Genomic DNA, 25,813 nt, shown 5'->3' on the forward strand with positions numbered 1-25,813 from the left:
CACATATTGACCACGGGAAATCAACTCTTGCGGATAGAATTTTAGAGAAAACAAAGGCGTTAGAACAACGTGAAATGAAAGCACAACTTCTAGACTCAATGGATATTGAGCGTGAAAGAGGTATTACAATTAAACTTAATGCAGTACAATTACAATATACTGCTAAAAATGGAGAAGAGTACGTTTTCCATTTAATCGATACACCGGGACACGTAGACTTCACATATGAAGTATCTCGTTCTCTAGCAGCATGTGAGGGGGCTATTTTGGTAGTTGATGCTGCTCAAGGTATTGAAGCACAAACTTTAGCTAACGTATACTTAGCATTAGATAATAATTTAGAAATTATTCCAATTATTAATAAAATTGATTTACCTGCTGCAGATCCTGAGAAGGTTAAGACTGAGATTGAAGATGTAATTGGGTTACCAACAGATGACATCGTTCTTGCTTCTGCTAAGGCGGGTATTGGTATTGATGAAATCTTAGAGCAAATCGTAGAATATATCCCAGCTCCATCAGGGGATGCGGCTGAACCACTACAAGCGTTAATTTTTGATTCATTATACGATGCGTATAGAGGAGTTATTGTTTCAGTACGTATTAAGAACGGTACTGTAAAGGCGGGAGATAAGATTAAGATGATGGCTACTGGTGGTGTGTTCGAGGTAACTGAAGTTGGTATTCACACACCTAAAGAAAAAATTGTTGATGAACTTACTGCAGGGGATGTAGGATTTATCTGCGCATCTATCAAAAATGTAAGTGAAACTCGTGTAGGGGATACAATCACATTAGCGAATAATCCTGCTAAAGAAGCATTACCTGGATATAGAAAATTAAATCCAATGGTATTCTGTGGATTATATCCAATCGATTCATCAAAATATAATGACTTACGTGAAGCATTAGAAAAATTAGAACTTAATGACTCTGCGTTACAATATGAAGCGGAAACTTCTCAAGCACTTGGATTCGGATTTAGATGTGGATTCTTAGGAATGTTACACATGGAAATCATTCAAGAGCGTATTGAGCGTGAATTTAACATTGATATCATCGCTACTGCACCATCGGTTATTTACAAAGTTGAGAAAACTGACGGAACTTTAGTAGATGTTTCAAACCCATCAGAAATGCCAGATCCACAAAAAATAAATAAGATAACTGAGCCGTTTGTTAAGGCGAGCATTATGGTACCAAATGATTATGTAGGTGCTGTTATGGATCTTTGTCAGAAGAAACGTGGTATTTTCTTAAATATGCAATATATCGATGATACAAGGGTTAATATTACTTATGATATACCTTTATCAGAAATTGTCTTCGACTTCTTTGATCAACTTAAATCTAATACAAAAGGATATGCATCATTCGACTATGAATTAACAGGGTACAAAGATAGTAACCTTGTTAAGATGGATATTCTATTAAATGGTGAACAAGTCGATGCTTTAAGTTTCATCGTTCACAAAGAATTTGCTTACCAACGTGGTAAAGTTATTGTAGAAAAATTAAAAAAACTTATTCCAAAACAACAATTCGAGATTCCTATCCAAGCTGCAATTGGAAATAAAATTATCTCTCGTGAAACTATTAAAGCGATGCGTAAAAACGTTCTTGCTAAATGTTACGGAGGGGATATTAGTAGGAAACGTAAACTATTAGAGAAACAGAAAAAAGGTAAAGAGAGAATGAAAGCTGTTGGTAGCGTAGAAGTTCCTCAAGATGCCTTCATGGCTGTTCTGAAAATGGATGAAGAATAATGAAAAGTTATCCACGCGGAGTATATATTCATATTCCATTTTGTAAGTATATTTGTTCATACTGTGATTTCAACAAGTTTTATATACAAAGACAGCCTGTCGATAAGTATATAGATTGCTTAATAAAAGAAATTGAGGGTATGGAAAATATTCAAAATGTTGAAACTATTTATATTGGTGGTGGAACGCCAAGTGCATTAAATGATGAACAACTTCATCGTTTATTAACTGCACTTAGAAATAAAATTCCACAACAACTGCGTGAATTTACTTTTGAAGCGAACCCTGAGGATCTTGTTGATTCTCGGGTTGCTTTGGTAAAGGGCTACGGAGTTGATAGAATTAGCATGGGAGTTCAGACTTTTAATAATGAACTGTTAAAAATTCTTGGACGCGGACATGTTGCGGATGATGTGGATATGGCGATTGCTAATTGTAAAAAACATGGGATTGAGGATATTAATGTTGATTTAATGTTTTCATTACCGAAGCAGACCATGGACGACCTGTATGATAGTATGAAAAGGGTTGTGGGATATAATATTAGCCATGTTTCTTGTTATTCACTGATATTAGAGCAAAAAACAAAACTTTATAACCAAGTTAGAGATAAGAAGGTTACATTGCCTTCGAATGAAACAGAAGAGAAAATGTACAATGAGGTAATTAACTTCTTAACAGAAAATGGTTATGAACAGTATGAGATCAGTAATTTTGCTAGACCTGGTCATGAGAGTGTTCATAATAGCAGTTACTGGAGGAATATAGAGTATTACGGTCTTGGAGCGGGTGCTCATGGTTATATTGATGGAGTACGTTATGCTAATCAGGGAGCATTGAAATTCTATATCGATAGTATGTTGGAAAAAGGGCACGCTAGACGTGAAGAAAACACAGTGACACCAAAGGAAAGAATCGAAGAGGAAATGTTTTTAGGGCTTCGTCTTTTAGAAGGTGTAGATTTAGATATGTTTGAAGAAAAGTATGGAAAAAGAGCAGAAGAAATCTTCAAAGATGTAATTGATAGAAACATAAGAGAGGGTTACATAGAGATTGAAGGTAATAAACTTCGTTTAACTAGAAAAGGATTATTCTATGGAAACGATGTGTTCTCTGAGTTTTTATTAGATTAAATATAAATAGAATTTTGTCAGGGGAGAAACCAGCTATACACGTTTTATAAAGTTAGTTTTTCGGTTTCTCCCGATAAATAGGAAAGGAGAATAATTATGGAACGAACATATATTGAAAGATTACTTAGTAATTTGAATGAAGAGTATGGATTTAATTTAAAATTCAGCGAAAATTTTAAAAATGCATTTTCTCACTCTTCTTATACTAATGAGAAAAGAATTGCGAAGCATTTGAATTATGAACGTCTGGAATTTTTAGGAGATGCTGTTGTTGAGATTACAACAAGTGAATTTTTATTTAAGAAATTTTCTGAGCTTCCCGAAGGGGAGCTTACTAAGCTACGTGCATCTATTGTTTGTGAAAAGACATTGGTTAAATATGCTTTGCAACTTGGTTTAGATAAATGTATTTATCTAGGTAAAGGTGAAGAAAAAATGGGTGGAAGAAGTCGAGCAGCTTTACTTGCTGATATTTTTGAATCTTTCACAGGAGCAATGTACTTAGAGTCGAATCTTGAAGTGGTGAAAACTTTCTTAAATAATACTTTATTTACAGAAGTGCAAGATCTTGAGTATCACAGCTTTGTAGATTATAAAACTATACTACAAGAGTATGTTTCGAAAATTAAATTAGGTGATATTGAATATGTAGTACTTGATTCTAGTGGTCCATCACATTCAAAAACTTTTACGAGTGCTATTTTAATTGGCGGAAAACAATACGGAAGCGGAACGTCTACAACAAAGAAAGAGTCAGAACAAATATCAGCAAAACAAGCACTAGAAAAACTAGGGCATAAAGATATTTAAAAACAATGAAAGGAGAAGAAGATGAAATTAGCAAAGGTTGAAGTTACAGGTTTTAAATCTTTTCAGAAGAAGACAACGTTTGAATTTAAGAATAATTTAATTGGTGTTGTCGGACCGAATGGTTCGGGAAAAAGTAATATAATTGATGCTATTCGCTGGGTTTTAGGGGAGCAGTCTGCTAAAAATTTACGTGGTAGTAGCATGAAAGATGTTATCTTTTCGGGGACTGAAGATGCGAAAAGAAAGAACTTTGCAGAGGTAGCAGTAACATTTTCTAACGGAGAAGATAGTTGTGAAATTAAAAGACGTTTGTATAGAAATGGTGATAGTGAGTACTACATTGATAATAAACGTGCAAAATTAAAAGATATTACAGATATATATTTAGATCTGGGGATTAATAAAGAGAGTTATAGTATTATTACTCAGGGTAAGGTAGAAGATATTATTTCGTCTAAACCTGTTGATCGTCGAGCAATTATTGAAGAGGCATCAGGAGTATTAAAATATAAAAATAAGAAAAAAGAAACTAATCTTAAATTAGAAAAAACAAATGACAATTTAATGAGGTTATATGATATTTTCTCAGAAATCTCAGGTCGTTATGAAATCTTAGAAGATCAAAAGAATAAAACTCAAAAGTATCTAGATTATTCTAATGAACTAGAGGAGAAAGATATTTTATTAAATGTCTATAATATTGTTGAATATCAAAAGAGACTTGCAGACTTACTGAAAGTTAAACAAGATAAAGAATCGGAAAAACTTGGCTTAGAGAATAAACAAGAAGAGTTTATCAAAGATTTTGAATCTATTAAAAGTAATTTAGTTGCACTAGATAAAACCTACATGAAGTACCATGATGAGGAGTTAGAGTTAGTTCAGAAAAAAGAATCTCTTCAATCGCAATTGAGTGTTATTGAGGAAAGAAAAAATAATAGAACACTTAGAAGTGAAAAAATTAATGATGATATTAAATATCTTGAGGAAAGAAAACAAAACCTTGAAAGTAAGTTAGTAGAAAGAGAAAATGTAAATGCTGAAACTAAAAGTAGAATTCAAAAGATTAATAAAGAAATCTCTTCGTTAGAATCAGGAGAAGAGAGTAAACTAGAATTAATCGAAAGAAATATAGAAGAATTAAAAGATAGCTATTATAGCTTAATAAACGAAGAAACTAAACTAGAAAATAGTATAGAGTTTGTTAAGAAAAATCTAGAGAGTGCTGATGAAAACAGTAAAGAAATTCTTGATAATATAGAAAGACAAAAGCAAGTTTTAGGTATAAAAACAGAGGAACTTAAAGCAGCTAATGAAGAACAAAAAGCTTTAGATGAACAGCTAGTTAATCTTCAAAAAGAACTTGATATATTAGTTGAAAAAAATATTTTAATTAATTCAAATGGAAAAAATATCGAGGAACAAATTCGCACAGGATACAACTTCAAGAGCAATCTGGAAAATCGTAAGAAGTTCTTAGAAGACCAAATTAATAATTTAAGTTTTTACAATATTGGAGTGAAAGAAATTCTTGCTAATAAAGATTCTTTAGTTGGTGTTCACAATAGTGTAGCAAATATTGTAGAATTTGATAATGAATATGCTGTTGCAATCGATATTGCTTTAGGGCAAGCGCAACAAAATATTATTGTTGAAAATGAGAATGTTGCTAAAGAGTGCATTAGTCATTTAAAGAAAACTAATAAAGGTAGAGTTACATTTCTACCATTAAATAATATTAAAGTAAAATCTATAGCGAGTGATGTTTATAGAACGGTAGTAAATGAAGAAGGCTTTATCAATATTGCTGAGAATCTAATAACTGTTGACACTGAGTATAAAAATATAATATCTTACCTATTAGGGCTTGTTATTATCGTTGATAATATGGATAATGCCAATAGAATAGCCCGTAAAATTAATTTTAGAAATAGAATTATTACGCTTGATGGACAAATCATCAATAGTGGTGGATCTATCACAGGTGGTGCTATTAATAAAAATAATAACTCATCTATTAAACATAAGGCTGAACTTGATGAGTTAGTGCAAAATCTTGAAAAAATTAATGATAAGATTGAAAAATTAGTTGGAGAGAAGAGTTTATTAGAGAGTCAACAACAACAGCTAATGGACGAAATTCTAAATTCTAAATCAGTGAAAGAAGAAGCGATTTTAAAACTTAAGCAATTAGAATTAAGTATAAATCACAAAAATTCTGAAATTACTGATATAAAGGCAAATATAGAATTTAATGAGAAAAAACTATTAGAATTTAAAGATAATGAAGATGACTCAAGTAATATTATTGAATTAACTCAAAATCTTGAGCAAATTAGAGTAGAACTTCAAAAACTTGATGAAAAAATCAAAGAGGAAAGTAGTAAGAAACAAAATGCCCAAAGCGCTGAAGAATTGTTCTTAGAGAAAATTGCTGAACTTAAGATTGAAAAATCAAAATTAGAAGAGACAACTAAGCATGGTTTAGAGTTAATAGAATCACTATTAGCTGACATAGCAGATATTAATGAACAACTAACAAGATTAGAAATGTCTAAAGATGCTGAGTCATTAAGTGAAGAAGATGAACTTCAGATACTAGAAAATAATTCTAAAATAATTGCTGAATGCGTTGAAAGATTAACAACGCTTAAGACCCTATTATCAGATCTTGATATGGAAAAAACAGGATTATTCAAACGCGAAAAAGAAATTACTGTAGCTCAACAGAGAAATAATGAAAATCTACGTCAAAAAACTTTAGAATTTGAAAAATTAACTGTAGAACAGACGAAGATAGAAGTTAAAATTGATGAATATCTAGAAAATCTTGTTACTAACTATAATGTAACGTACGAAAGTGTATCAAATAGATTAACTGCTGATATTATAGATGAGGTACCTTCGTATAAACAAGATGTAGCAAGACTTCGTAAAGAGATTGTAGAGTTAGGTAATATTAACCTAAATGCTATAGCAGAGTTTGAAGAAGTAAAAGAACGTTATGACTTCTATAATGAGCAAATTACCGACCTTGTAGAAGCGAAAGAAAAACTAGAAGAAACTATTGCAGAGATTGATAAAGAAGTAAAAGAACGCTTCTTAACAACATTTGTTCAAGTAGCAGAAAACTTCAATAAAATATTTAAAGAACTGTTCAAAGGTGGTTATGCAGATATGACATTAGAATCACCAAACGATATATTAAATACTGGAATAGTAATCGAAGCTTCACCTCCTGGTAAAAAACTTCAAAACCTTTCATTATTATCAGGTGGGGAGAAATCATTAACTGCGATTAGCTTATTATTTGCGATATTGCAGGTTAAAAATCCACCATTTGTAGTGTTAGATGAGGTAGAAGCGGCACTAGATGAAGAAAATGTTAATAGATTTGCTAAATTTTTAAAAGTTTATTCAGAGAATAATCAGTTCTTAGTTATCACACACAGACGTGGAACAATGGAAGCTATGGATACTTTATATGGAGTGACAATGCAAGAAAAAGGTATTAGTTATATCTTAGAATTAGAGTTAAAAGATGTTATCGAGAACTTCGAAGAGGTAGTGGAGTAGTATATGAAATAAAGACGGGAGTGATTCTACAAAATCGTAATTTCTTAAGAAACAAGATTTTGTAGAGCTACTCCCGCAAAGTTTATTATATATCTAAAAAACTTTTGTAAAGTGAATTTAGATATTAATGAATCACTTCGTCTATGAGTTTTCACATAGATGTTTTAAAATTTAGTAATTTTAGTCGGTTTTTTATCTTTGAAATCTTTGATAAGGTCAGATAATTAGTCATATGTTGTGTTAATAATTATATATTGCTTTGTAGTATTAAAGTTGTAGTATTTAGAAAGATAATTTGGTAAAATTAGAGTATGTAGTTATAATTAGACGAAGGTGAGAATATATTATGAAAATTGAAGATGTTAAACTGCTTGCTAATAAAATTTTACAATCAAAGAAAATAGAGAATGAATATATTGAATATAAAAAAACTGCTAGTTTTAAAGATAAAATTCTTAAAACAGCTTGCGCATTTGCTAATAATTATATGGAATCGGAAATTGGTTTAATATTTATTGGAGTAGAGGAAGAAAATGATATTAAAACAGGAATAAAAGCAATTCCGCGAATTCCAATTTATGGGATAGAAGAGTCTATGATAGAGACAACAGAAAACAAATTAAAAAATTTATTGTCTAATATACATCCCAAAATATGTTATCAAATTATAGTGAATGAATATCAGGGGATTAAGTATTTAATCATCGCTGTGGAACCTGGAACTAATGGACCTTATCAAACTAGTGTTAAAGCTGAGAATAGTAAAGAGATTGGTTTAAAATCAGGTAGATATATAAGGGTTAATAGAGATAGTGTTTTACCATCATCACTAGAAGAATTAGAGTTGCTGAAAAAATTTAATGGAAAATTATTTTCAAGTGCGTTAAATAATACGGCTACGTTGGATGATTTAAACTATGAATACATGAGGGAATATCTTGTCCAAACAGAATCAAAAGATGACATAAAAGAACAAGGGAAACTAGAAATGGCTAAAAGTTTGGGTTTAATTAGTAAAACTGAATTAGATAGATTTAGAGTTAAAAATTTTGCTGTCCTTATGTTTTGTGATGAACCTAGGAAGTTTATACCTGGGGCATATGTAAAGGTAATAAGAGAAGTTTCTAAAACAGATAAAATGGAAGCTAAGGATTTTACTGGACCGATTTGGCAACAAGCGAAGAGAGTAATTGATTATTTTAAAGATAACATTATGAGAACATATACAATCAGGGAAGAAAGTGAAATTGAACACAATATTAAATATAATTATCCACTTGCTACATTTGAAGAATTAATAATAAATGCAATAGTTCATAAGGATTATGAATCGCAAGAATATATAGGTGTGTATATTTATAATAATTATATTTCCATTATTAACCATAATCGACCGTTGCCTCCCGTGACTATAGATTCATTGAATTCTAAGGTTAGTTTTGATAATAGGCAGTATATTAGTGTTGAACTGAAAGATATGTTTTATTCGTTAAATTTGATAGAGTCTTATGGTTCAGGAGTAAGGCGCGCCAAAGAGGCCTTAAGGGCTAATTCATCTCCTTCTTTAGAATATGTGCAGGAAAATAAAGATGATGACTATACGAATGTAATAATAAAAATTAATGAAGAATTTATAGAAAGTACTCAGGATAATACCCAAGAAACTACCCAAGAAACTACCCAAGAAACTACCCAAGAAACTACTCAGCAAAGTAGAATTTTAGAGATAATTAGAAGAAAACCACGAATTACTATAAAGGAAATAGCTGTTGAATTGGGATTAACTTATGATGGGGCTAAATATCACATAAGTAAGTATAGAAGAGGTGGTATATTAGAACGTAAGGGATCAACAAAAGCAGGAGAATGGGTTATAAAAAGTGAAAAATTAAGTGGTAAACGTTAATATAAAATTAGATATAAAAATTTCTGGGAAACTTATAGGTACGATAATATTCCCTATTTTCAAAATTAATCGTATTGGACAAAGAGTGTATATTTTCTTTTTCTATATTTTGTTCAAAAATTATGTCAAAAACCAAGGAAAGAAATTTTATCAATCTTTTCTTGGTTTTCTTTATATTTTTGGGTCAGTTCCCTTTTCAATCATATAAAATAAATAGTAAATAATAATAATAGAATACCTATAAAAGCAAATATGTAACCAACTCTTTTAGAGATTTTTTCCATTTTTTCTTTTTCTTTAGGTATTTTTTCTATTCTTGTATATTCTTCTTCAGTCATGCCAGCGAGGATATTATAGCTTTTTTTATATATAAGTAGATAAGATGTAAAAAAGCAGACAAAAGAGCATAGACAGCGAATTAGTATAGTTCCTATATGTTCAAATTTAGTATTATCTATGTATATACAGATAGGGATTATAGGAATAGTAAATAATAATATAATGATAATGTATTTTTTTCTACTCATATAAATGGTCTCCTTAAATATTTTATAAAAAGCAGCTAAATTATTTATATGATAAATTTTTAATAAAGCCATACCATACATAAATTACAATAATTATTGCCAGCAATTCACTTAGATGAATTAAAATATTTAGAATAGAAAATTCAGCTAGTTGATAATAAACCCCGGTTTTTTGAAAAGATATCGCGCAGATTACCAATGGGAAGGTAAAAGCTGAAAAGCTAGGGTAGAATTTTCTTTTTAGCAGATATGGTAATTGAATTAAGACAAATATAAACAATAATATTGTAAGTGGTATTAATATTGCTAAGATTATATTACTTTTTTGCGTTACTCCAATCATATAACTAGCTAGTAATAGTCCACCAGGTGCTGAAAATACAGTAATAGTAGGATAATCTCCATCTTTATAATGTTTGTATTTATAGACTCTATAAAGAACAAAAGGTAATAATACTAAATAGTTAATATAAGAAAAGTAGAAGTAAATTAATCCCAGTATTTCTAAGTTGTAATTTATTGCTGTTACTGTCACAACAGCTGGTCCAACAAAGGTAATAAACCAAGTTGGATAGATTTTACTTATATGTCTTTCTTTTATTATAAAATTATAAATTGCATAGCAAACAACACAAAAATCTAGAAAGATTCCAATTATCCATACTGGCATACTCAATAGCCCGATATATTTTTTTGAAAACGAAGCAAGTAGCATAATGCTCATAGGGTATGTTGCCAGCACTGTCGCTATAACTGGATTTTCCATTTCTTTTTTTAATTTGTCAAATCCTAACACAAATTTAATAGTTAAAAGTGCAATTATTATCAAAGATAATAGATTAAATAATAACTGTAATGAAGAGGAATATGGTTGTAATAAATTTCCTAATGCAACAGAACCTAATGCTAAACCTGCAATTGGTGTAGGTAAATTTCTAATTATATTCATAAATGACTCCTAATTTTATTCTACTTTTATTGTATATGATTTCATGTAATAATTCAATAATTTTTCTGTTGACATTTCATACAAAATAATTTACAATAAGAAACAAGTGTTACCCATCGATGGAGGTTTGAATATGGCACCAAAATTTAAATTTACTAAAGAAGAGGTCTTGACTGTAACTATAGACTTTATAAGAGAAAATGGAATAGAAGCATTAACTGCAAGAGAGTTAGCTAAAAAATTGGAGTCATCTACTAAAGTAATATTTAGTTTGTTCTCTAATATGAAAAATTTAGAAGATGAAGCAAAGTTTGTTGCAGAAAATATTTTTTCAGAAAAAGTTAATTTAGCTTTAAAAGATGATAGTCCATTTAAACGATTAGGAGTAGAGTATATATTATTTTCAAAAAATGAACCTAAATTATTTCAATGGTTATTTATGAAAAAAGGAATAGAAGTAGAAAGTTTTAAAGATTTTCTTCCAATGCGAGACTACGAATATAAATCAGTAATTGAGTCTATAGATGAAGAGTATAAAATTTCAATAGAAAATGCAAAAAAATTTTATGAGCACTTATTTATATATAGTCATGGCATTGCAACATTAACAGTTACGGGAATATATAATTTTACACTGCCTGAAATTATTGAGTACATGACAGAAGTAGCTAAAAGTTTAATAGTACAATATTTAAAGGAGATTGATTAAATGATTACAGCAAAAAATATTAAGAAAAAATATAATGATCAAGAAGTTTTAAGGGGAATAGATTTAAAAATTGATAAAAATGAATTTGTTGTTATACTTGGGGCTTCAGGTTCAGGAAAATCTACATTATTAAATATTTTATCTGGTTTAGAAAAGTCAGATTCAGGAGAAGTTGTATATGATAATGAGTCTATAAGTGATTACTCAGAAAAACAATTAACAAAGTTTCGTAAAGATAAAATAGGATTTGTTTTCCAACAATATTATTTATTAAATAATTTAACAGTAGAACAAAATGTTAAAGTAGGAGCTAATTTAGCAAATAATAAAGAGTATGTTGATATTATAAAGGAATTAGGTTTAGAAGATAAATTAAGTAAATATCCTAATGAGTTATCTGGAGGAGAGCAACAGCGTGTTTCAATTGCGAGAGCATTAGCTAAGAAGCCAACTGTACTATTTTTAGATGAACCAACAGGAGCTTTAGATGAGGAAACTGGAAGAAAAATATTAGAGTACTTATTAAAACTAAAAGATAAATCAAACTTTACAATGATAATGGTAACTCATAATGAGAATATTGCTGAACTTGCAAATAAGATAATTCATGTAGGTAGTGGTAGAGTAACTTCAATTGTAGAAAACCATAAACCTAAATCTGTAGAAGAGATAGGGTGGTAATTATATGATAGTTCAGTTAAAAGATTTAAGAAAAGCAATTGCAGTAGTGATAGTAAGTTTTTGTGCGGTATTTATAACTACACTTTTTTCTAACTTATATTTAGATTTGAAAGGCCTAGATATTACGGGATTTAATATAATGCAGAAAAAGTTTTATGATGCTCAGCTTATTGTTTCTAAATTTGTAGTTATTATAACAGGAACTGTCTTATCAATAAGTGCAGCTGTAATGTTAATATTCTATATAAAACAATTTATTGATGATTCTAAACATAAAATTGGAATATTAAAAGCTCAAGGTTATAGTAATAACTTTATAGCATCTAAGTTTTCTATTTTTGGATTTTTAGTATTTTTTGGTTCATTATTAGGTTATGGTAGTTCACATTTGTTTATGCCGAAATTTTATGAGAGTAGAAATACAGATAATATATTATCTGAACTTACAATAAACTTTCATCCTCAACTTTTATTAATAATGGTTATATTACCATCACTATTGTTTTTAGTAATATCAATTGTTTATGTACTGTTTAATTTAAATGTACCAACGATCAACTTACTTAAACAAATTAATTCAACAAATAAAAAAATTAGAAAAAGAAGATTTAGACAATATAAAAACTTTTTTAAAGAATTAAGAGCAACAGTATTATTTAGTAATAAAACCCTATTATTCTTTGTTATTTTTGCTGCATTATCATTTTCTTCAATGATTCAAATGGCATTTGGTATGAGAGATTTTGTTGATGGAACAATAAGAATTATGATGATGATAATAGGTGTGATATTATCGTTATCTATATTATTAATTTCATTAGAAGTGATTGCTAATAGTAATATAAAAAATATATCTATTTTAAATATTATGGGTTTTTCAAAAAGTGAATGTTCAAAAATAGTATTATCAGGTTATAGAGTAGTAGCATACATAGGTTTTGTTGTAGGAACAGTTTATCAGTATTTTTTAATAAGAACATTACTAAAAGTTTTATCTAAAAAATTAGATAGCGAAACAACATATAACTTTGATTTAATTTCAGTAATTGGTAGTTTTATAGCATTTGTATTAATATATGAAATCTTTGTTTTATACTATAGTAATAAGATAAAAGGTTTAAATGTTAAAAAAATTATGATGGAATAAAAATAACAACTCCTTGTATATTTATACAGGGAGTTGTTTTAGGAGTTGTTTTAGGAGTTGTTTTAGGAGTAGTTATTTAGCTAATCCTTCAGCAATTTTATCTAAGTTCCATTTCATCATGTTGTAGTAGCTATCTCCGTTTTGTCCTGGTTCAGCGATAGAATCAGTGAAGATTTTTTCGAAGATTGGAATGTTAGTATCTTTTGATACTGTTTGCATTGGACGCTCGTCAACACTACTTTCTACGAATAGAGAAGGTACTTTAGTTTTACGTAATTTTTCAACTAGAGTTTTGATTTGATCTGGAGTTCCTTCTTCTTCAGTATTGATTTCCCAAATATAAGCTGAAGGTACATTGTATGCTTTAGAGAAGTATTTGAAGCATCCTTCACTAGTTACGATTGTTTTTTTCTCCTTAGGAATGTTGTTGAATTTCTCTTTAGCTTCTTTATCTAATTTAGAAAGTTTTTCTAGGTAAGTTTTAAGGTTAGCTTCGTAGAAATCTTTATTCTTAGGATCTTTAGCCTCTAATTGCTTAGCAATGTTTTTAGCGTAGATCATACCATTTTCAAGATTTAACCAAGCGTGTGGATCTTCTTTACCTTTTTCATTTTGACCTTCAAGATAAATTACATCAACACCTTCACTAACAGCGTAGTAATCTTTATTTTCTTCTTTTTTAGCATTTTGAACTAATTTTGTAAACCAAGCGTTACCACCAGTTTCTAAGTTAATACCGTTGTAGAAGATAAGATTAGCTTGTGATGTTTTCTTAACATCATCAGGAAGCGGTTCGTATTCATGTGGATCTTGACCAACTGGAACGATACTGTGTAAATCAATTTTATCACCAGCGATATTTTTTGTAATATCGGCGATAATAGAGTTAGTTGCTACAACTTTTAATTTTGTAGCTTCGTTAGAATTTGAATCTTGTTTAGCGCTAGAACAAGCAAATAGTCCAACGGCTAGAGTAAAAATAAGCGCTAGGAAACTTAATTTTTTAAAACCTAATTTTTTCATATTATAGGCCTCCTTTATTATTTATTTGTAAAAACAAAAATAAAATAGATTTACATAACTAATAATAATCATTATCAATTAAAACCCCATAATAACTCCTCTAAATAAACTCATTTTGGAAGTATTTTATTTTTTAATGAGTTTATTTAAAGGGGTTATTTATATTTAATTAGATTAATACTACTTTATTATTTGTATATTATTACCAAAATTATATTATTTTTTATGTTTAACAAAGCGTTGTTTTGGAGCAATAAAGAAACTTATTGCAAAAACAATAGCAGATGTTAATACGATACTAGATCCAGCTGCAATATTGAATGAGTATCCAATAAACAATCCAAGTACTGAGCAAGATGCACCGATTGTAGATGATAAAAATATCATTGTTTTTAGGCTGTTAGCATATAGATATGCAGTAGCAGCAGGTGTGATTAGCATAGCTACAATCAGAATTGTTCCAACACTTTGCATTGCTGTAACAGATACTAGAGTTAATAATATCATTAGTAGATAGTGATAAAAGTTAACTCTCATTCCCATTGCTTTAGCTAATAATTCATCAAATGAAGTTAGTAATAATTCTTTGTAGAATAGTTTTATTACAAGTAATACGAAAATAGCAACTCCAATTGTAATGTACATATCGATATCTTGTACTGCTAATATATTACCGAATAAGATGTGGAATAAATCGGTAGAACTCTTCGCAACACCAATAAGAATAACTCCTAACGCTAAGAATGAACTGAATGTAATACCAATAGCTGTATCACTCTTAATAATAGAATTACCTTTGATAAAAGTAATAATGATTGATGCCATTAGTCCAAATACAATCGCACCTATAAAGAAGTCAATTCCTAAAATGAATGATAGAGCTACTCCTGGAAGAACTGCGTGTGAAATCGCATCTCCCATAAGGGACATACCTCTAAGCACTATAAAGCATCCTACAGCACCTGCGACTATACCAATAACAATGGCAGTAATAAGTGCGTTTTGTAAGAAATGAAAACTATGAAGTCCATCAATAAACTCTTTAATCATTATTCTCACCTCCAGTAAAGAATAAGTCAGTGCCATAAGCTGTAGTTAGATTAGTTCTTGTGAAAGTTGATTCAGTATCACCAAAAGCAATAACTTCTTTATTAAGTAATAGAACACTATCAAAATAAGAATGAACTTTTCTTAAATCATGATGGACAATTAATATAGTATGTCCTTTATCACGTAGATCTCTTAAAGTTTCCATAATTATTTCTTCACTTACTGAATCTATACCAACGAAAGGTTCATCTAAGAATATATATTTAGCGTCTTGTACAAGACAACGAGCTATTAATACACGTTGGAACTGTCCACCAGATAGTTCACTAATTTGTCTATTAGAGAATTTCTCTAGACCAACTAACTTTAAAGCGTCGTCAACTTTTTGCCAATCAGATTTTTTTAATTTTTTTAGTATTCCAATCTTAGAATATAAGCCAAGAGAAACACATTCTCTTACTTTAATTGGAAAGTTGTAGTCAATATTTATTTTTTGCTCGACATAAGCAACATTGTCAAGATTTTCTTTTGCAATCTTGTCATCAATTTTTGAAATACCAGTTGAGGGTATTATATTCAAAACGGCTTTTATTAAGGTAGATTTACCAGCTCCGTTAGGCCCTATTATACCTGTAATGCCAGGTCCTTTAATTTCTAAATTAATATTAGAAAGGGCAGGAGACTGATTATAAGTAACATTTAAATTTTCTATCTTTATCATACTTGCTTGTCCCTTCTTATTTTATTTTGTGTTTATACATTAAAGTTTACCTCAGGAAAGAAAATAAGTCAAGTAAATTTTGTTGTATTCAGAAAAAAAACGTGAGGTAATCTAAGAAAATATAGAAAAACAGTAATAATTAGTAAAAAAAATGAAAATTCATAAAAATAAAAAAACCTACCTTACAAAAAATATTGTAAGGTAGAAATAAGGGAGTAAATATGAAAAGTCTTTATTATAAGCTAGGGAGACTTATAATAAAAGAACATATTGAAGTAATATAATAATTACTTCACCTATAAGTATAACAGAAGTATATACAAAAAACAATAGGAAAATAAAATTTCCTTAAAAAAATTCTCATATTTTTTTGGTAAAATATTAATAAAAGTCTATTTGTATAAAAAGATTAAATTTTTCACAATAACACAGAGCCTTTTTATAGTTAAACTACAATTAATACTAGTATTACAGTAAAATTTATCTAGTCAAAAATTACTGTAAAGATGTAAAAATATTGTGGATATATATATATTTAATGAGTATTGTTTACGTATTAAAAAAAATTAATATAATATTAAGTTTAAAATTATTAGTAAACCATAATAAGATATAAAAAAATGTTTAAGATTACATAATCAACGATAAGCTATATTTTTTCATTTGTTATAATCTAAAATGGGATTTGAAATTTATAATTATATACTTTAGAAATTGAAAAATAAAAAGAAGTTAGTTGCTAATCACGACTAACTTCTTTTGTAATCATTATTTTACTTCATATTTTTTTCGTACAATAGCTGCTACTTGTTCACAATATTTGTCAGTAAGTTCATCACTACTAGCTTCAACCATTACACGAATAAGATTTTCAGTTCCAGAGGCACGTAATAGAATACGCCCGTTTCCTTCTAGTTCTTTTTCAACCTTAGTACATTCTGATAGTACTTCTTCGTCTTCCATAGCAGTTTTTTTATCTACTACTTTGATGTTTACTAGTTTTTGAGGGTAAATACTTACTTCATTGGCTAATTCTTCTAATGATTTACCCGATTTTTTAATGATATCGGCTAATTTAACAGCTGTAAGAATACCATCACCAGTAGTTGCATAATTCATAAGAATGATATGACCAGATTGTTCTCCACCAAGTGAGTATGAGTTGTTTCTCATTTCTTCTACAACGTATCTATCCCCAACTGCAGTTTTAACTGATTGCAGTCCGTTTTCTTCTATTGCTTTGTAGAAACCGATATTACTCATCACTGTAGATACAACCATGTTATCTTTTAATTCACCTTGATCTTTAAGGTGTTTTGCTAAGATAAACATGATTTTATCACCATCTACGACGTTTCCTTTAGAATCGACAGCAAGGACTCTATCACCGTCTCCGTCAAAAGCAAATCCCATATCTACATTATTTTCTTTTACGAATTCTGCAATAGTATTAATTTTAGTAGAGCCAACATTATCGTTAATGTTTACCCCGTTTGGTTGACAACCTATAGTTTCTATATCAGCTTCTAAATCTCCGAAAATAAATGGAGCAATTCCAGTAGTAGCTCCGTTGGCACAATCTAGAGCGATTTTTATGCCTGATAAATCTCCTGAAATAGATTGTTTTATATGTTGTATATATTTTTGACTAAGTTCGCTTCCACTATATAGCTTGCCTATTTTATCAAAACTAGCGTTTTTAATTTTGTCAGAGTTGTCGATAAGTTGTTCAATGTGTAATTCTTGTTCATCTGTAAGTTTGAACCCATCTGGACCGAATATTTTGATCCCATTATCTTGATAAGGATTGTGAGAAGCAGAAATCATAATTCCACTGTCTGTCTCAATTGTTTTTGTTAAATAAGCTATAGCAGGAGTAGGAATAGTACCGACTGTCATCACATTGACACCTGTACTAGTAAGTCCTGCAGCTAATGCTTGTTCAAGCATGTCACATGAAATTCTTGTATCTCTACCTATTATTACCTTTGGATGTTCTTTTTTTTCAGTAAGTAATTTACCAAGAGCTTTACCTACTTTAAAACTCAAATCGGCTGTAAGTGATTCTCCTGCGATACCACGAATACCGTCAGTTCCAAAATATTTTCTCATAAAAAAATGACTCCTTGTTTTATAATCTATATGAATATTACTATATAAAACGAAATATGTCAAGGTTTAGGGTTGTATTGTCTCTTTTTACAGGTAGTAAATTGTGAAATTCTAGATATTTAAAATTATAATAATTCTATAAGATAATGTATAAGAAGAGTGGATAAGAATATTTATAGTTGTATATGAGATTAGAAAAAATTGATAATTAAATTTTAGAATAGTAGTTTATTAATAGTAAAATGTTTAAAAGTTTGTTATATAAGAATGAAGTAACAAAAGAAATCGATTTTGACGATTAATCACTGCAAAGTTTATTAGATATCTAAAAAGTTTCTATAAGGCAAATTTAGATATCAATAAACCACTGAAACAAATATTGTAACAGTGGTTTTTGAAACTATATTAGAGTTTATTCATTGAGTTTTGCTATATCATCTAAAACTTTTTTAGCTTCGTCTTTATTATTTTTTGAATATACGTGTTTATTATATATAATAGCACTTATTGAAATCATATGTGCAGATACAGGTGCTGCTAAGAATAAAAATGCAATAGCTAAGAAAAATTTAAACTCGAATACATGTAAGTATCTATAGAAATAAACAAATCCAGCAATAAGAACTAATTCGACAGCGAAAGAGCCTGTAACACCAGCGGCATGAATTTTTGTCATTTCATCTGGTAATCTTATGAATCCAATCACAGTAGCTAACATAGCAACAATTGAGGCTAAAATTAGAAGTATAATAATAATGTCTAAAATGTTATTTAGTATCATCGCTAAATACCTCCTTTTTAGCTAAGAATCTAGCGGTAACAATAGTTCCGACTAAACATATAATTGTTATGATAAGTATTAGAGAAATGTATGAAAAAGTTTTAAAATACATACTTACTAAAACTATCAAACAAATAAGAGGCATAGCAAGAAGGTCACTTGCTATTAATTTATCGAATATGCTAGGTTTTTTTACAATATATAATAGTAAGAAGCATATCATAGCTATACTTGCAAAAATACCTAGTATAATAGAGTATTCTAATATCTTATCCATCTAAATCAACCTCCAGTATTGCTTTTTCAAAACTATTTTTTATACCTTCAATTTCACCTGCAATATCATCAGTGTCTAAGCAGTGAATGTGAAGCACTTTATTATCATGTCCGACGTTTACTGTTAGCGTACCTGGTGTTAATGTAATCATATTAGCAAGTAGTGTGATTTGCCAATTTTTTTTCACTTCTAAAGGATATTCAAAAATAACAGGATTTACATCGAGATCTTTTTTAAACATCAATTTTAGTACGTTTATATCAGCTTTTAATAATTCGATTAAAAACATTAAGATTAATTTTATCCATTTATAGACATAGATGTAATAAAGTTGTTCTCCAAGGATATTTTTTGCGAAGGTATTTCTGAATATGAATAGGAGAACCATTCCCCAAAAGAAACCTACAGCGAAATACTCAGAGTTGTAGTTACCTGAAAAGAACGTCCATATTACGCCAACTAATATATTAATTAAAAATTGTAGTGCCATAATTATGCTCCTTTCTTAAGTACTAAATCAATATAGTGTTGAGGATTTAATACCATTTGTATCCCTTTATCGAAGAAATCATCTAATAGATTAGTGCTAACTCCTATAATAAGCGCAATAGCAACGATAACAATAAGAGGAATTTGTACGCCTTTAGGAAGTGGTTTTAGAATTAGGTTCTTATTAATATTATCGTAAAATACATTTAAAAATACTTTAATTAGAGAGTAGAAAACTACCAATCCTGATAAAGCTACTAGTACAGCTATAAAGGTATTATTGTTTATAATTAAACCTTTAATAATAAGTGCTTTACCATAGAAACCACTAAATGGTGGAACTCCAGCTAATGATAAAACTACTATAAAGTATGTCCAACCAAGGAGAGGATATCTATTTATTAAACCACATTTTTGAACATATTTAACACCACTAACATAGATGATTAATCCAACTATGATAAATAGAGCAGCTTTTAGAAGTATATCATTAACTGCATAGAATAAAGCTCCTTTAACACCAAAAGTGTTTAATGTAGCAGTTCCACACACCATAACGCCTAGTGAGATTACTATATTGAAGATTACTATTTGTTTTAAATCTTTTTGATAGATTGCACCGATACAACCTGCTACTATAGAAATTGCTCCAAGTATTAATATATATGATTTAATAAAACTTGACTCATAATAGAACAATCCATATGTTCTAATTATTGAGTATAGTCCAACTTTAGTAAGCAATGCTCCAAATATTATTGAGATTGCTATTGGAGGTGCTGCATATGATCTATTCATCCATGTGAATAGAGGGAATAAAGCACCTTTCATACAGAACACAAATATCATTACAGCTCCAACAAGATATAATCCGCGTCGATCTGACATTGATGAGATTGTTTGTGAGATGTATGCCATATTTAAACTACCAACAATTGTGTAAAGATATCCAATGCTAATAACAAATAAACTACCAGCAAACACATTCATTAGTACATAACTTATTGAAGATTTAAGTTGTTCTTTATTAATACCTACTAGTAGTAGTAAGTATGATGACATAAGTAATATTTCATAGAAAACAAATAAGTTAAAAATATCACCTGTTGTGAAGGCTCCGTTAATTCCTACCATGATTAATAAGAAACCTGGATAGAAGAAGCTAAGTTCACGTACTTTGTCAATTGTTTTAAATGAATATATTAAGGTTGCCAGAAATACGATAGATGATGTAGTAACTAAGACACTATTTAATCCATCTAGGGTTAAAGTAATACCGAATGGACTAGCCCAGTTCCCCATTTCTAGTATTAGTATTTTATGCTTATCAACTAAATAAATATTGTAGATAGAAAATGCTAACACCAGTAGAGTAGCTAATGTAGTTAATAAACGTTGCATTGCTATTCTTTTTCTAAATAATACTGTGATTGCAGCGAATAGAAGGGGTATAAAAATTGGTATAACAGGTAAATTACTATGCATTTGTTCTCTCCTCCTTCATATTATCTACATCTTCAAGATCAATTACATTATCGCTTCCTTTTAGTTTGTAGTTAGCTATATAAATTGAAATTAATAAACAAGTTACTGCGAATCCGATTACGATAGCAGTAAGTATAAGTGCTGCAGGGATAGGGTCTATATAATTTTTTCCTAGCTCAGAAATAATAGGTATATCACCGTCATATAAACCTCCTGCGATTAAAATTATTAAGTTGGCAGCATGTCCAAAAAGACCAACTCCAATAATAATTCGCATCATACTCTTTGAAAGCATAAGGTAAACACCAAATCCAACAAGAATACCACATAAGATAATCATATAAAATTCCATTATTTACCATCCTTTCCGAAAGCCAAAATAACTGACATTAGTACTCCGACAACTACAAAATAGACACCTAGGTCAAATATTGCGGCTGTGTGTAATTCCATTTCACCCATGATAGGAACGTGAATGTGCGTGAAGTGGTGTTTGAAGAAATTTTTTCCAACGACAACACCGCTAAATGCAGTTCCTATAGAGAAAAGTAGTCCAATAGCAGTAACATAAACGTAATTGATAGGAAGAAGTTTTGTAACTTTATCAATTCCATAAGTAAACATTGCTAGGGCTAATGCCATTGTACAAAGAAGTCCACCAACGAAACCACCACCAGGAAGGAAGTGACCACCAAAGTACAAACTAAGTGAAAGTAGGAAAATACATCCTGAAATAATTGCAGATAATGATTTTAAGATTACATCATTAGTTTTCATCTTTTGGTCCTCCTCTTTTAATAATTTTGAACATTGCATAAATTATCAATGCTACCATTGTCATAACCGTGATTTCAAATAAGGTATCAAATCCCCTAAAGTCAACGATAATAACATTAACTATATTACCACCACCAGAATCGACTACATTGTCAAAGTAAAATTGGCTGATTTCTGATGGATTTTTGTATGCATAGGATACTAACCCAATAATAGTAAAACTAATACCAGTTAATGCAGCAATTATTGCATTTGTAAGTTTAAATTGATATTTTTCTACTTGTTTTGTTTTATCAGTTAATAGGATAAATGCAATTAAGAATATAATAGTAGAAATTGATTCAATAACAAATTGAGTCATTGCTAAGTCTGGTGCTCTAAATGTTACATATAATGCAGTCATCATAAATCCAATTCCAGAAGATAAGATAATAAGAACTAAGCGATTATACACAGTTGTAAGGGCAACACAGCAAATCAGGATACATATACCAATGAAAATATTCATATAATGAATTGTAGAAAAATTATTAATTAACATCGGTCTTCCTATTGCGAAGTATCCACCAATAATAGTTGCAGATAAAACTAAGAATATATAACTCATATTTCTTCTAAGTTGATTAGTAATAAATACATCGTGCAAGAATCCACTAATTTTATGTAATAAAATACCACCATTATCGTATGCTCCATGAATAGAAACAATAGTTGGATTTAGTGAATAAATACCATTTTCACTGGCAAATACTTTGTATATTCCAAAACTTGCAATTATTACAAAAATTGATGTAAGTAGCTCGCTTGATAAGAAACTGCCATGATGAACGTGTGTTATTACTTCATTATTTGTAATTTTCACAGCTAAAGCAGCTTGTTGTGCTGGAATGACAATGAAGTCTTTAATGAAAGTATTAATTATAACAAATACTACAAGTATAATTGGTGAGATGAAAATTCCATTACTAGGAAGATGCAGTTTTTTCTCTCCAAGTATGTTATCGTTGAATGTACCTAAGAAAGGTTTAAATGCAAGTATTAATGAATAAATTGCCGTTCCTAGAGCACCGATAACAACAGCTATTACAATAACCATGTATAGCATACTAGATTGCGTTAACCCATAGACTACTGTTAAGAAATACTCTTTAGAATAGAATCCGCTTAAAGGTGGAATTCCAGCCATTGAGAATCCAGCTATAACACTAAGTATAAAACTTAGCGGCATGAATTTTTTTATTCCACGTAATTTTTTAATATCTCTGCTGTGGAATGAATGATCGATAATTCCAGTAATCATAAATAAACACGCTTTAAATGCGGCATGGTTTATAATATGGAAGCAAACAGCATAAAATGCAAATGTATAAACATAGTGATTATCATTATATAACCCAAGGTTTGCAATACCAATCATAAGAGTCATCATACCAAGTTGACTTATTGTAGAATAAGCTAAGATTCCTTTTAAATCTTTTAAGAATATTGCTGATATAGAGCCTATTAGCATGGTTATAGTTCCAAAGATAATTAAAATATTACCGAATGTAGTTGAGAATGAGAAAATAATACCAATTCGAAGCAGTAAGTAGATACCAGCTTTAACCATTGTTGCTGAGTGTAAATAACTACTGATTGGTGTTGGAGCAGCCATTGCATCAGGTAACCAAATATGGAATGGAAATTGAGCAGACTTAGTAAATGCACCAAATATTATTAAAATCATCGCAATTAGATATTTACTGTTATATCCGTGATTTTTTGTGAATTCTATTATTTCACTAATATTAAAGCTACCAGTAATGTTATTTAAAACAAAAATTCCTGCTAACATCAATACTCCACCAGAAACAGTAATGATTAATGATTTTAAGGCTCCTTTTCTTGAAGCATCGTTTTCGTGCCAATAACTAATTAGAAGAAACGAAGATACAGAAGTCATTTCCCAGAACATATACATACTAAGCATATTATCAGATAAAACTACACCCAACATAGCCGACATAAATATTAGTAAGAATATGTAAAATTTGTGTAATTTTTCATCAGTAATACTCATATAGTAACAAGAATACAAGATAACCAAAGTACCAATTCCTGTAATTAGTAAAGCGAAAAGGAGTGATAGACCATCTAAATGTAGATTTATATCAAGTCCCGCATTAGAAACAAATGCTAGTTTTTTATAAATTGTTCCTCCGGAATAGATATTCTTAATATTTGAAACAAAATATCCAAACAGGATTAATGGAACAATTATAACAAATTTCCCAGTGTGTATGTTTTTAAAGTTTTTCCTTAAGAAAGGAACAAAAAACATCGCAATTACTGGTAAAAAGACAGCTAATTGTAACATAAAAAAACCTCTTTCTAATTTATTTTATTTATAACATTAATTATATACCAAAATGAATTAAAATACTATTAATATTCAAGTTTTATATAATTATTTTTCAATAAAAATAATTTGTAATTACAAGATATTATTATTAAGTCACAAGGAAACGATGAAAACAAGTATTAATTTTAAAATTAAATGATTTGATATTTTTTTATTTTTAAAAGTGAAAAAATATATAGAAAACAGAGTGTTAATATTAAAGTCTATGAAAAATCATTAAAGAAAACTCTTTGTTGTCAGAATATTTATTAAAAAATAAAGATAATTATTTTTTTAATATCTCTTGTTTAAGAAGAGAAAAAAAGGTATAATAAAGTTATTAATATATTTACAGGGGGACTATTTGATGTCACACAAACAAACACCACATATTAAGCCTAATGGAGTAGAAATTGCAGAAACAATTCTATTGCCAGGGGATCCACTTAGAGCAAAATTTATTGCAGAAACATTTTTAGAAGATGCAGTATGTTTTAACGAAGTGCGTGGTATGCTTGGATATACTGGAACATATAAAGGTAAAAAGATTTCTGTAATGGGAACAGGTATGGGACCAGCTAGTATCGGCATTTATTCTTATGAATTAATTCACACTTTTGGAGTTAAAAACTTAATTAGAATAGGAACTTGTGGAGCTTTACAACCAGAAGTGAAATTATACGATGTAATTTTAGGGATGGGTTCATCAACAAATTCTAACTACATGCACCAATATAATATTCCAGGGAACTACAGTTTAACAGCTTCGTTTGATTTGTTATTAAAAGCATACAACAGAGCTCAAGAAATGGGGCAAGCAGTACACGTAGGAAATATCTTATGTAGTGAAATTTTCTATAATGCAGACGAAAAAGCTATGGAAAATTGGATTAAAATGGGAGTTTTAGCAGTTGAAATGGAAAGTACAGCATTATATGCTAATGCAACAGCTGCGGGAGTTAATGCTCTAACAATATTGACAGTGAGCGATTCACTAGTAACAGGGGAAGAAACTACACCAGAAGAAAGACAAACAGCATTTACAAAAATGATGGAAATTGCTTTAGGTTTAGCCTAAAAAATAAAAAATAAGAGGTAATATGATATGAGTAATTATCAAGAATTATATGAAAAATGGTTAGATAGTTCAGCTTTAACAGAAGAAGAAAAACTTCAATTAAAAAATGTAGCTGACGATGAAGTAGAAAAAGAAGATAGATTTTATAAAGAATTAGAATTCGGGACTGCGGGATTACGTGGTAAAGTAGGTATGGGTTCTAACAGAATGAATAGATTTATTATCGCTCGTGCTACAAAAGCATTAGCACAAACTATTATTGATAATGGATTACAAGAAAAAGGTATTGCTATTGCTCATGATCCACGTCTTTTCTCAAAAGAATTTGCTAAGTTAGCAGCATTGGTAATGGCTAGTAATGGAGTTAAAGCATACTTATTCGAAGATTTACGTCCAACTCCTGAATTATCATTTGCAGTTCGTTATTTAGGAACAG

General features: G+C 29.5%; 22 protein-coding genes and 1 pseudogene. 10 read left to right on the forward strand and 13 right to left on the reverse strand.

The window, feature by feature from the left end; all coding sequences use genetic code 11:
• The 5 genes from lepA to RWS90_RS04840 all read left to right on the forward strand — a co-directional run.
• The coding region (lepA, locus tag RWS90_RS04820) for a translation elongation factor 4 (RefSeq protein ID WP_314549135.1) at window positions 1–1,766 on the forward strand (1,766 nt) is incomplete at its 5' end.
• Window positions 1,766–2,899, forward strand: a complete 1,134-nt coding sequence (hemW, locus tag RWS90_RS04825; protein ID WP_314549137.1) for a radical SAM family heme chaperone HemW — start codon at window positions 1,766–1,768, stop codon at window positions 2,897–2,899. The genes lepA and hemW, both read left to right, overlap by 1 nt.
• Before the next feature lie 96 nt (window positions 2,900–2,995).
• Window positions 2,996–3,709 (forward strand): ribonuclease III, encoded by a 714-nt coding sequence (rnc, locus tag RWS90_RS04830; protein ID WP_314549139.1) that lies wholly within the window; start codon window positions 2,996–2,998, stop codon window positions 3,707–3,709.
• Between the two features lie 21 nt (window positions 3,710–3,730).
• Window positions 3,731–7,285 (forward strand): chromosome segregation protein SMC, encoded by a 3,555-nt coding sequence (gene smc, locus RWS90_RS04835; protein WP_314549141.1) that lies wholly within the window; start codon window positions 3,731–3,733, stop codon window positions 7,283–7,285.
• Between the two features lie 346 nt (window positions 7,286–7,631).
• The gene (locus RWS90_RS04840; RefSeq protein WP_314549143.1) at window positions 7,632–9,191 is read left to right on the forward strand and encodes an RNA-binding domain-containing protein; all 1,560 of its coding nucleotides are present in this window, start codon (window positions 7,632–7,634) and stop codon (window positions 9,189–9,191) included.
• Between the two features lie 200 nt (window positions 9,192–9,391).
• On the opposite strand, the gene RWS90_RS04845 is transcribed toward RWS90_RS04840, so the two are convergent.
• Window positions 9,392–9,718 (reverse strand): hypothetical protein, encoded by a 327-nt coding sequence (locus RWS90_RS04845; RefSeq protein WP_314549145.1) that lies wholly within the window; start codon window positions 9,716–9,718, stop codon window positions 9,392–9,394.
• A 40-nt stretch (window positions 9,719–9,758) separates the two neighbouring features.
• Entirely contained in the window at window positions 9,759–10,667 is a 909-nt protein-coding gene (locus RWS90_RS04850; RefSeq protein WP_314549147.1) for a TDT family transporter, read from the reverse strand.
• A 133-nt stretch (window positions 10,668–10,800) separates the two neighbouring features.
• Here RWS90_RS04850 and RWS90_RS04855 point away from each other — a divergent pair, with 133 nt between their 5' ends.
• The 3 genes from RWS90_RS04855 to RWS90_RS04865 are packed head-to-tail and all read left to right on the forward strand — an operon-like array spanning window position 10,801 to window position 13,204.
• Window positions 10,801–11,376, forward strand: coding sequence for a TetR/AcrR family transcriptional regulator (locus RWS90_RS04855; RefSeq protein ID WP_314549150.1), 576 nt, complete (start codon window positions 10,801–10,803; stop codon window positions 11,374–11,376).
• Window positions 11,377–12,057: an ABC transporter ATP-binding protein gene (locus RWS90_RS04860; protein ID WP_314549151.1), complete on the forward strand. Its 681-nt coding sequence runs from the start codon at window positions 11,377–11,379 to the stop codon at window positions 12,055–12,057.
• A gap of 4 nt (window positions 12,058–12,061) precedes the next feature.
• Complete coding sequence (locus RWS90_RS04865) at window positions 12,062–13,204, forward strand: FtsX-like permease family protein (protein WP_314549154.1); 1,143 nt, start codon at window positions 12,062–12,064, stop codon at window positions 13,202–13,204.
• A 72-nt stretch (window positions 13,205–13,276) separates the two neighbouring features.
• Here the strand turns inward: RWS90_RS04865 and RWS90_RS04870 are convergent, their stop codons facing one another.
• The 11 genes from RWS90_RS04870 to mbhE form a co-directional block, all read right to left on the reverse strand.
• Complete coding sequence (locus RWS90_RS04870) at window positions 13,277–14,227, reverse strand: metal ABC transporter substrate-binding protein (protein WP_314549156.1); 951 nt, start codon at window positions 14,225–14,227, stop codon at window positions 13,277–13,279.
• A gap of 216 nt (window positions 14,228–14,443) precedes the next feature.
• A complete protein-coding gene (locus RWS90_RS04875; protein WP_314549157.1) occupies window positions 14,444–15,277 on the reverse strand; it encodes a metal ABC transporter permease in 834 nt (277 codons plus the stop codon).
• A complete protein-coding gene (locus RWS90_RS04880) occupies window positions 15,270–15,998 on the reverse strand; it encodes a metal ABC transporter ATP-binding protein (RefSeq protein WP_314549159.1) in 729 nt (242 codons plus the stop codon). Before RWS90_RS04880 ends, RWS90_RS04875 begins: the two co-directional genes overlap by 8 nt.
• 768 nt (window positions 15,999–16,766) lie before the next feature.
• Window positions 16,767–18,110 (reverse strand): phosphoglucosamine mutase, encoded by a 1,344-nt coding sequence (glmM, locus tag RWS90_RS04885; RefSeq protein WP_314549161.1) that lies wholly within the window; start codon window positions 18,108–18,110, stop codon window positions 16,767–16,769.
• A 412-nt stretch (window positions 18,111–18,522) separates the two neighbouring features.
• Window positions 18,523–18,891 (reverse strand): monovalent cation/H(+) antiporter subunit G, encoded by a 369-nt coding sequence (locus tag RWS90_RS04890; protein WP_314549163.1) that lies wholly within the window; start codon window positions 18,889–18,891, stop codon window positions 18,523–18,525.
• Window positions 18,878–19,168, reverse strand: a complete 291-nt coding sequence (locus RWS90_RS04895; RefSeq protein ID WP_314085227.1) for a monovalent cation/H+ antiporter complex subunit F — start codon at window positions 19,166–19,168, stop codon at window positions 18,878–18,880. Before RWS90_RS04895 ends, RWS90_RS04890 begins: the two co-directional genes overlap by 14 nt.
• The gene (locus tag RWS90_RS04900) at window positions 19,161–19,658 is read right to left on the reverse strand and encodes a Na+/H+ antiporter subunit E (RefSeq protein WP_314549164.1); all 498 of its coding nucleotides are present in this window, start codon (window positions 19,656–19,658) and stop codon (window positions 19,161–19,163) included. Before RWS90_RS04900 ends, RWS90_RS04895 begins: the two co-directional genes overlap by 8 nt.
• Before the next feature lie 2 nt (window positions 19,659–19,660).
• Entirely contained in the window at window positions 19,661–21,142 is a 1,482-nt protein-coding gene (locus RWS90_RS04905) for a proton-conducting transporter membrane subunit (protein ID WP_314549166.1), read from the reverse strand.
• Window positions 21,135–21,494 (reverse strand): NADH-quinone oxidoreductase subunit K, encoded by a 360-nt coding sequence (locus RWS90_RS04910; protein ID WP_314549168.1) that lies wholly within the window; start codon window positions 21,492–21,494, stop codon window positions 21,135–21,137. Before RWS90_RS04910 ends, RWS90_RS04905 begins: the two co-directional genes overlap by 8 nt.
• Entirely contained in the window at window positions 21,494–21,919 is a 426-nt protein-coding gene (locus RWS90_RS04915) for an MnhB domain-containing protein (RefSeq protein WP_314406952.1), read from the reverse strand. The genes RWS90_RS04910 and RWS90_RS04915 overlap by 1 nt, the downstream gene beginning before the upstream one ends.
• Complete coding sequence (mbhE, locus tag RWS90_RS04920) at window positions 21,909–24,275, reverse strand: hydrogen gas-evolving membrane-bound hydrogenase subunit E (RefSeq protein WP_314549169.1); 2,367 nt, start codon at window positions 24,273–24,275, stop codon at window positions 21,909–21,911. The genes RWS90_RS04915 and mbhE overlap by 11 nt, the downstream gene beginning before the upstream one ends.
• 391 nt (window positions 24,276–24,666) lie before the next feature.
• Here mbhE and deoD point away from each other — a divergent pair, with 391 nt between their 5' ends.
• Both deoD and RWS90_RS04930 read left to right on the forward strand, forming a co-directional pair.
• Window positions 24,667–25,377, forward strand: coding sequence for a purine-nucleoside phosphorylase (gene deoD, locus RWS90_RS04925; protein WP_314549170.1), 711 nt, complete (start codon window positions 24,667–24,669; stop codon window positions 25,375–25,377).
• A 27-nt stretch (window positions 25,378–25,404) separates the two neighbouring features.
• Window positions 25,405–25,813 (forward strand): annotated as a pseudogene (locus RWS90_RS04930) (phospho-sugar mutase); the annotation flags it as partial.

Source organism: uncultured Gemella sp. (assembly GCF_963529685.1).
Lineage (GTDB): Bacteria > Bacillota > Bacilli > Staphylococcales > Gemellaceae > Gemella.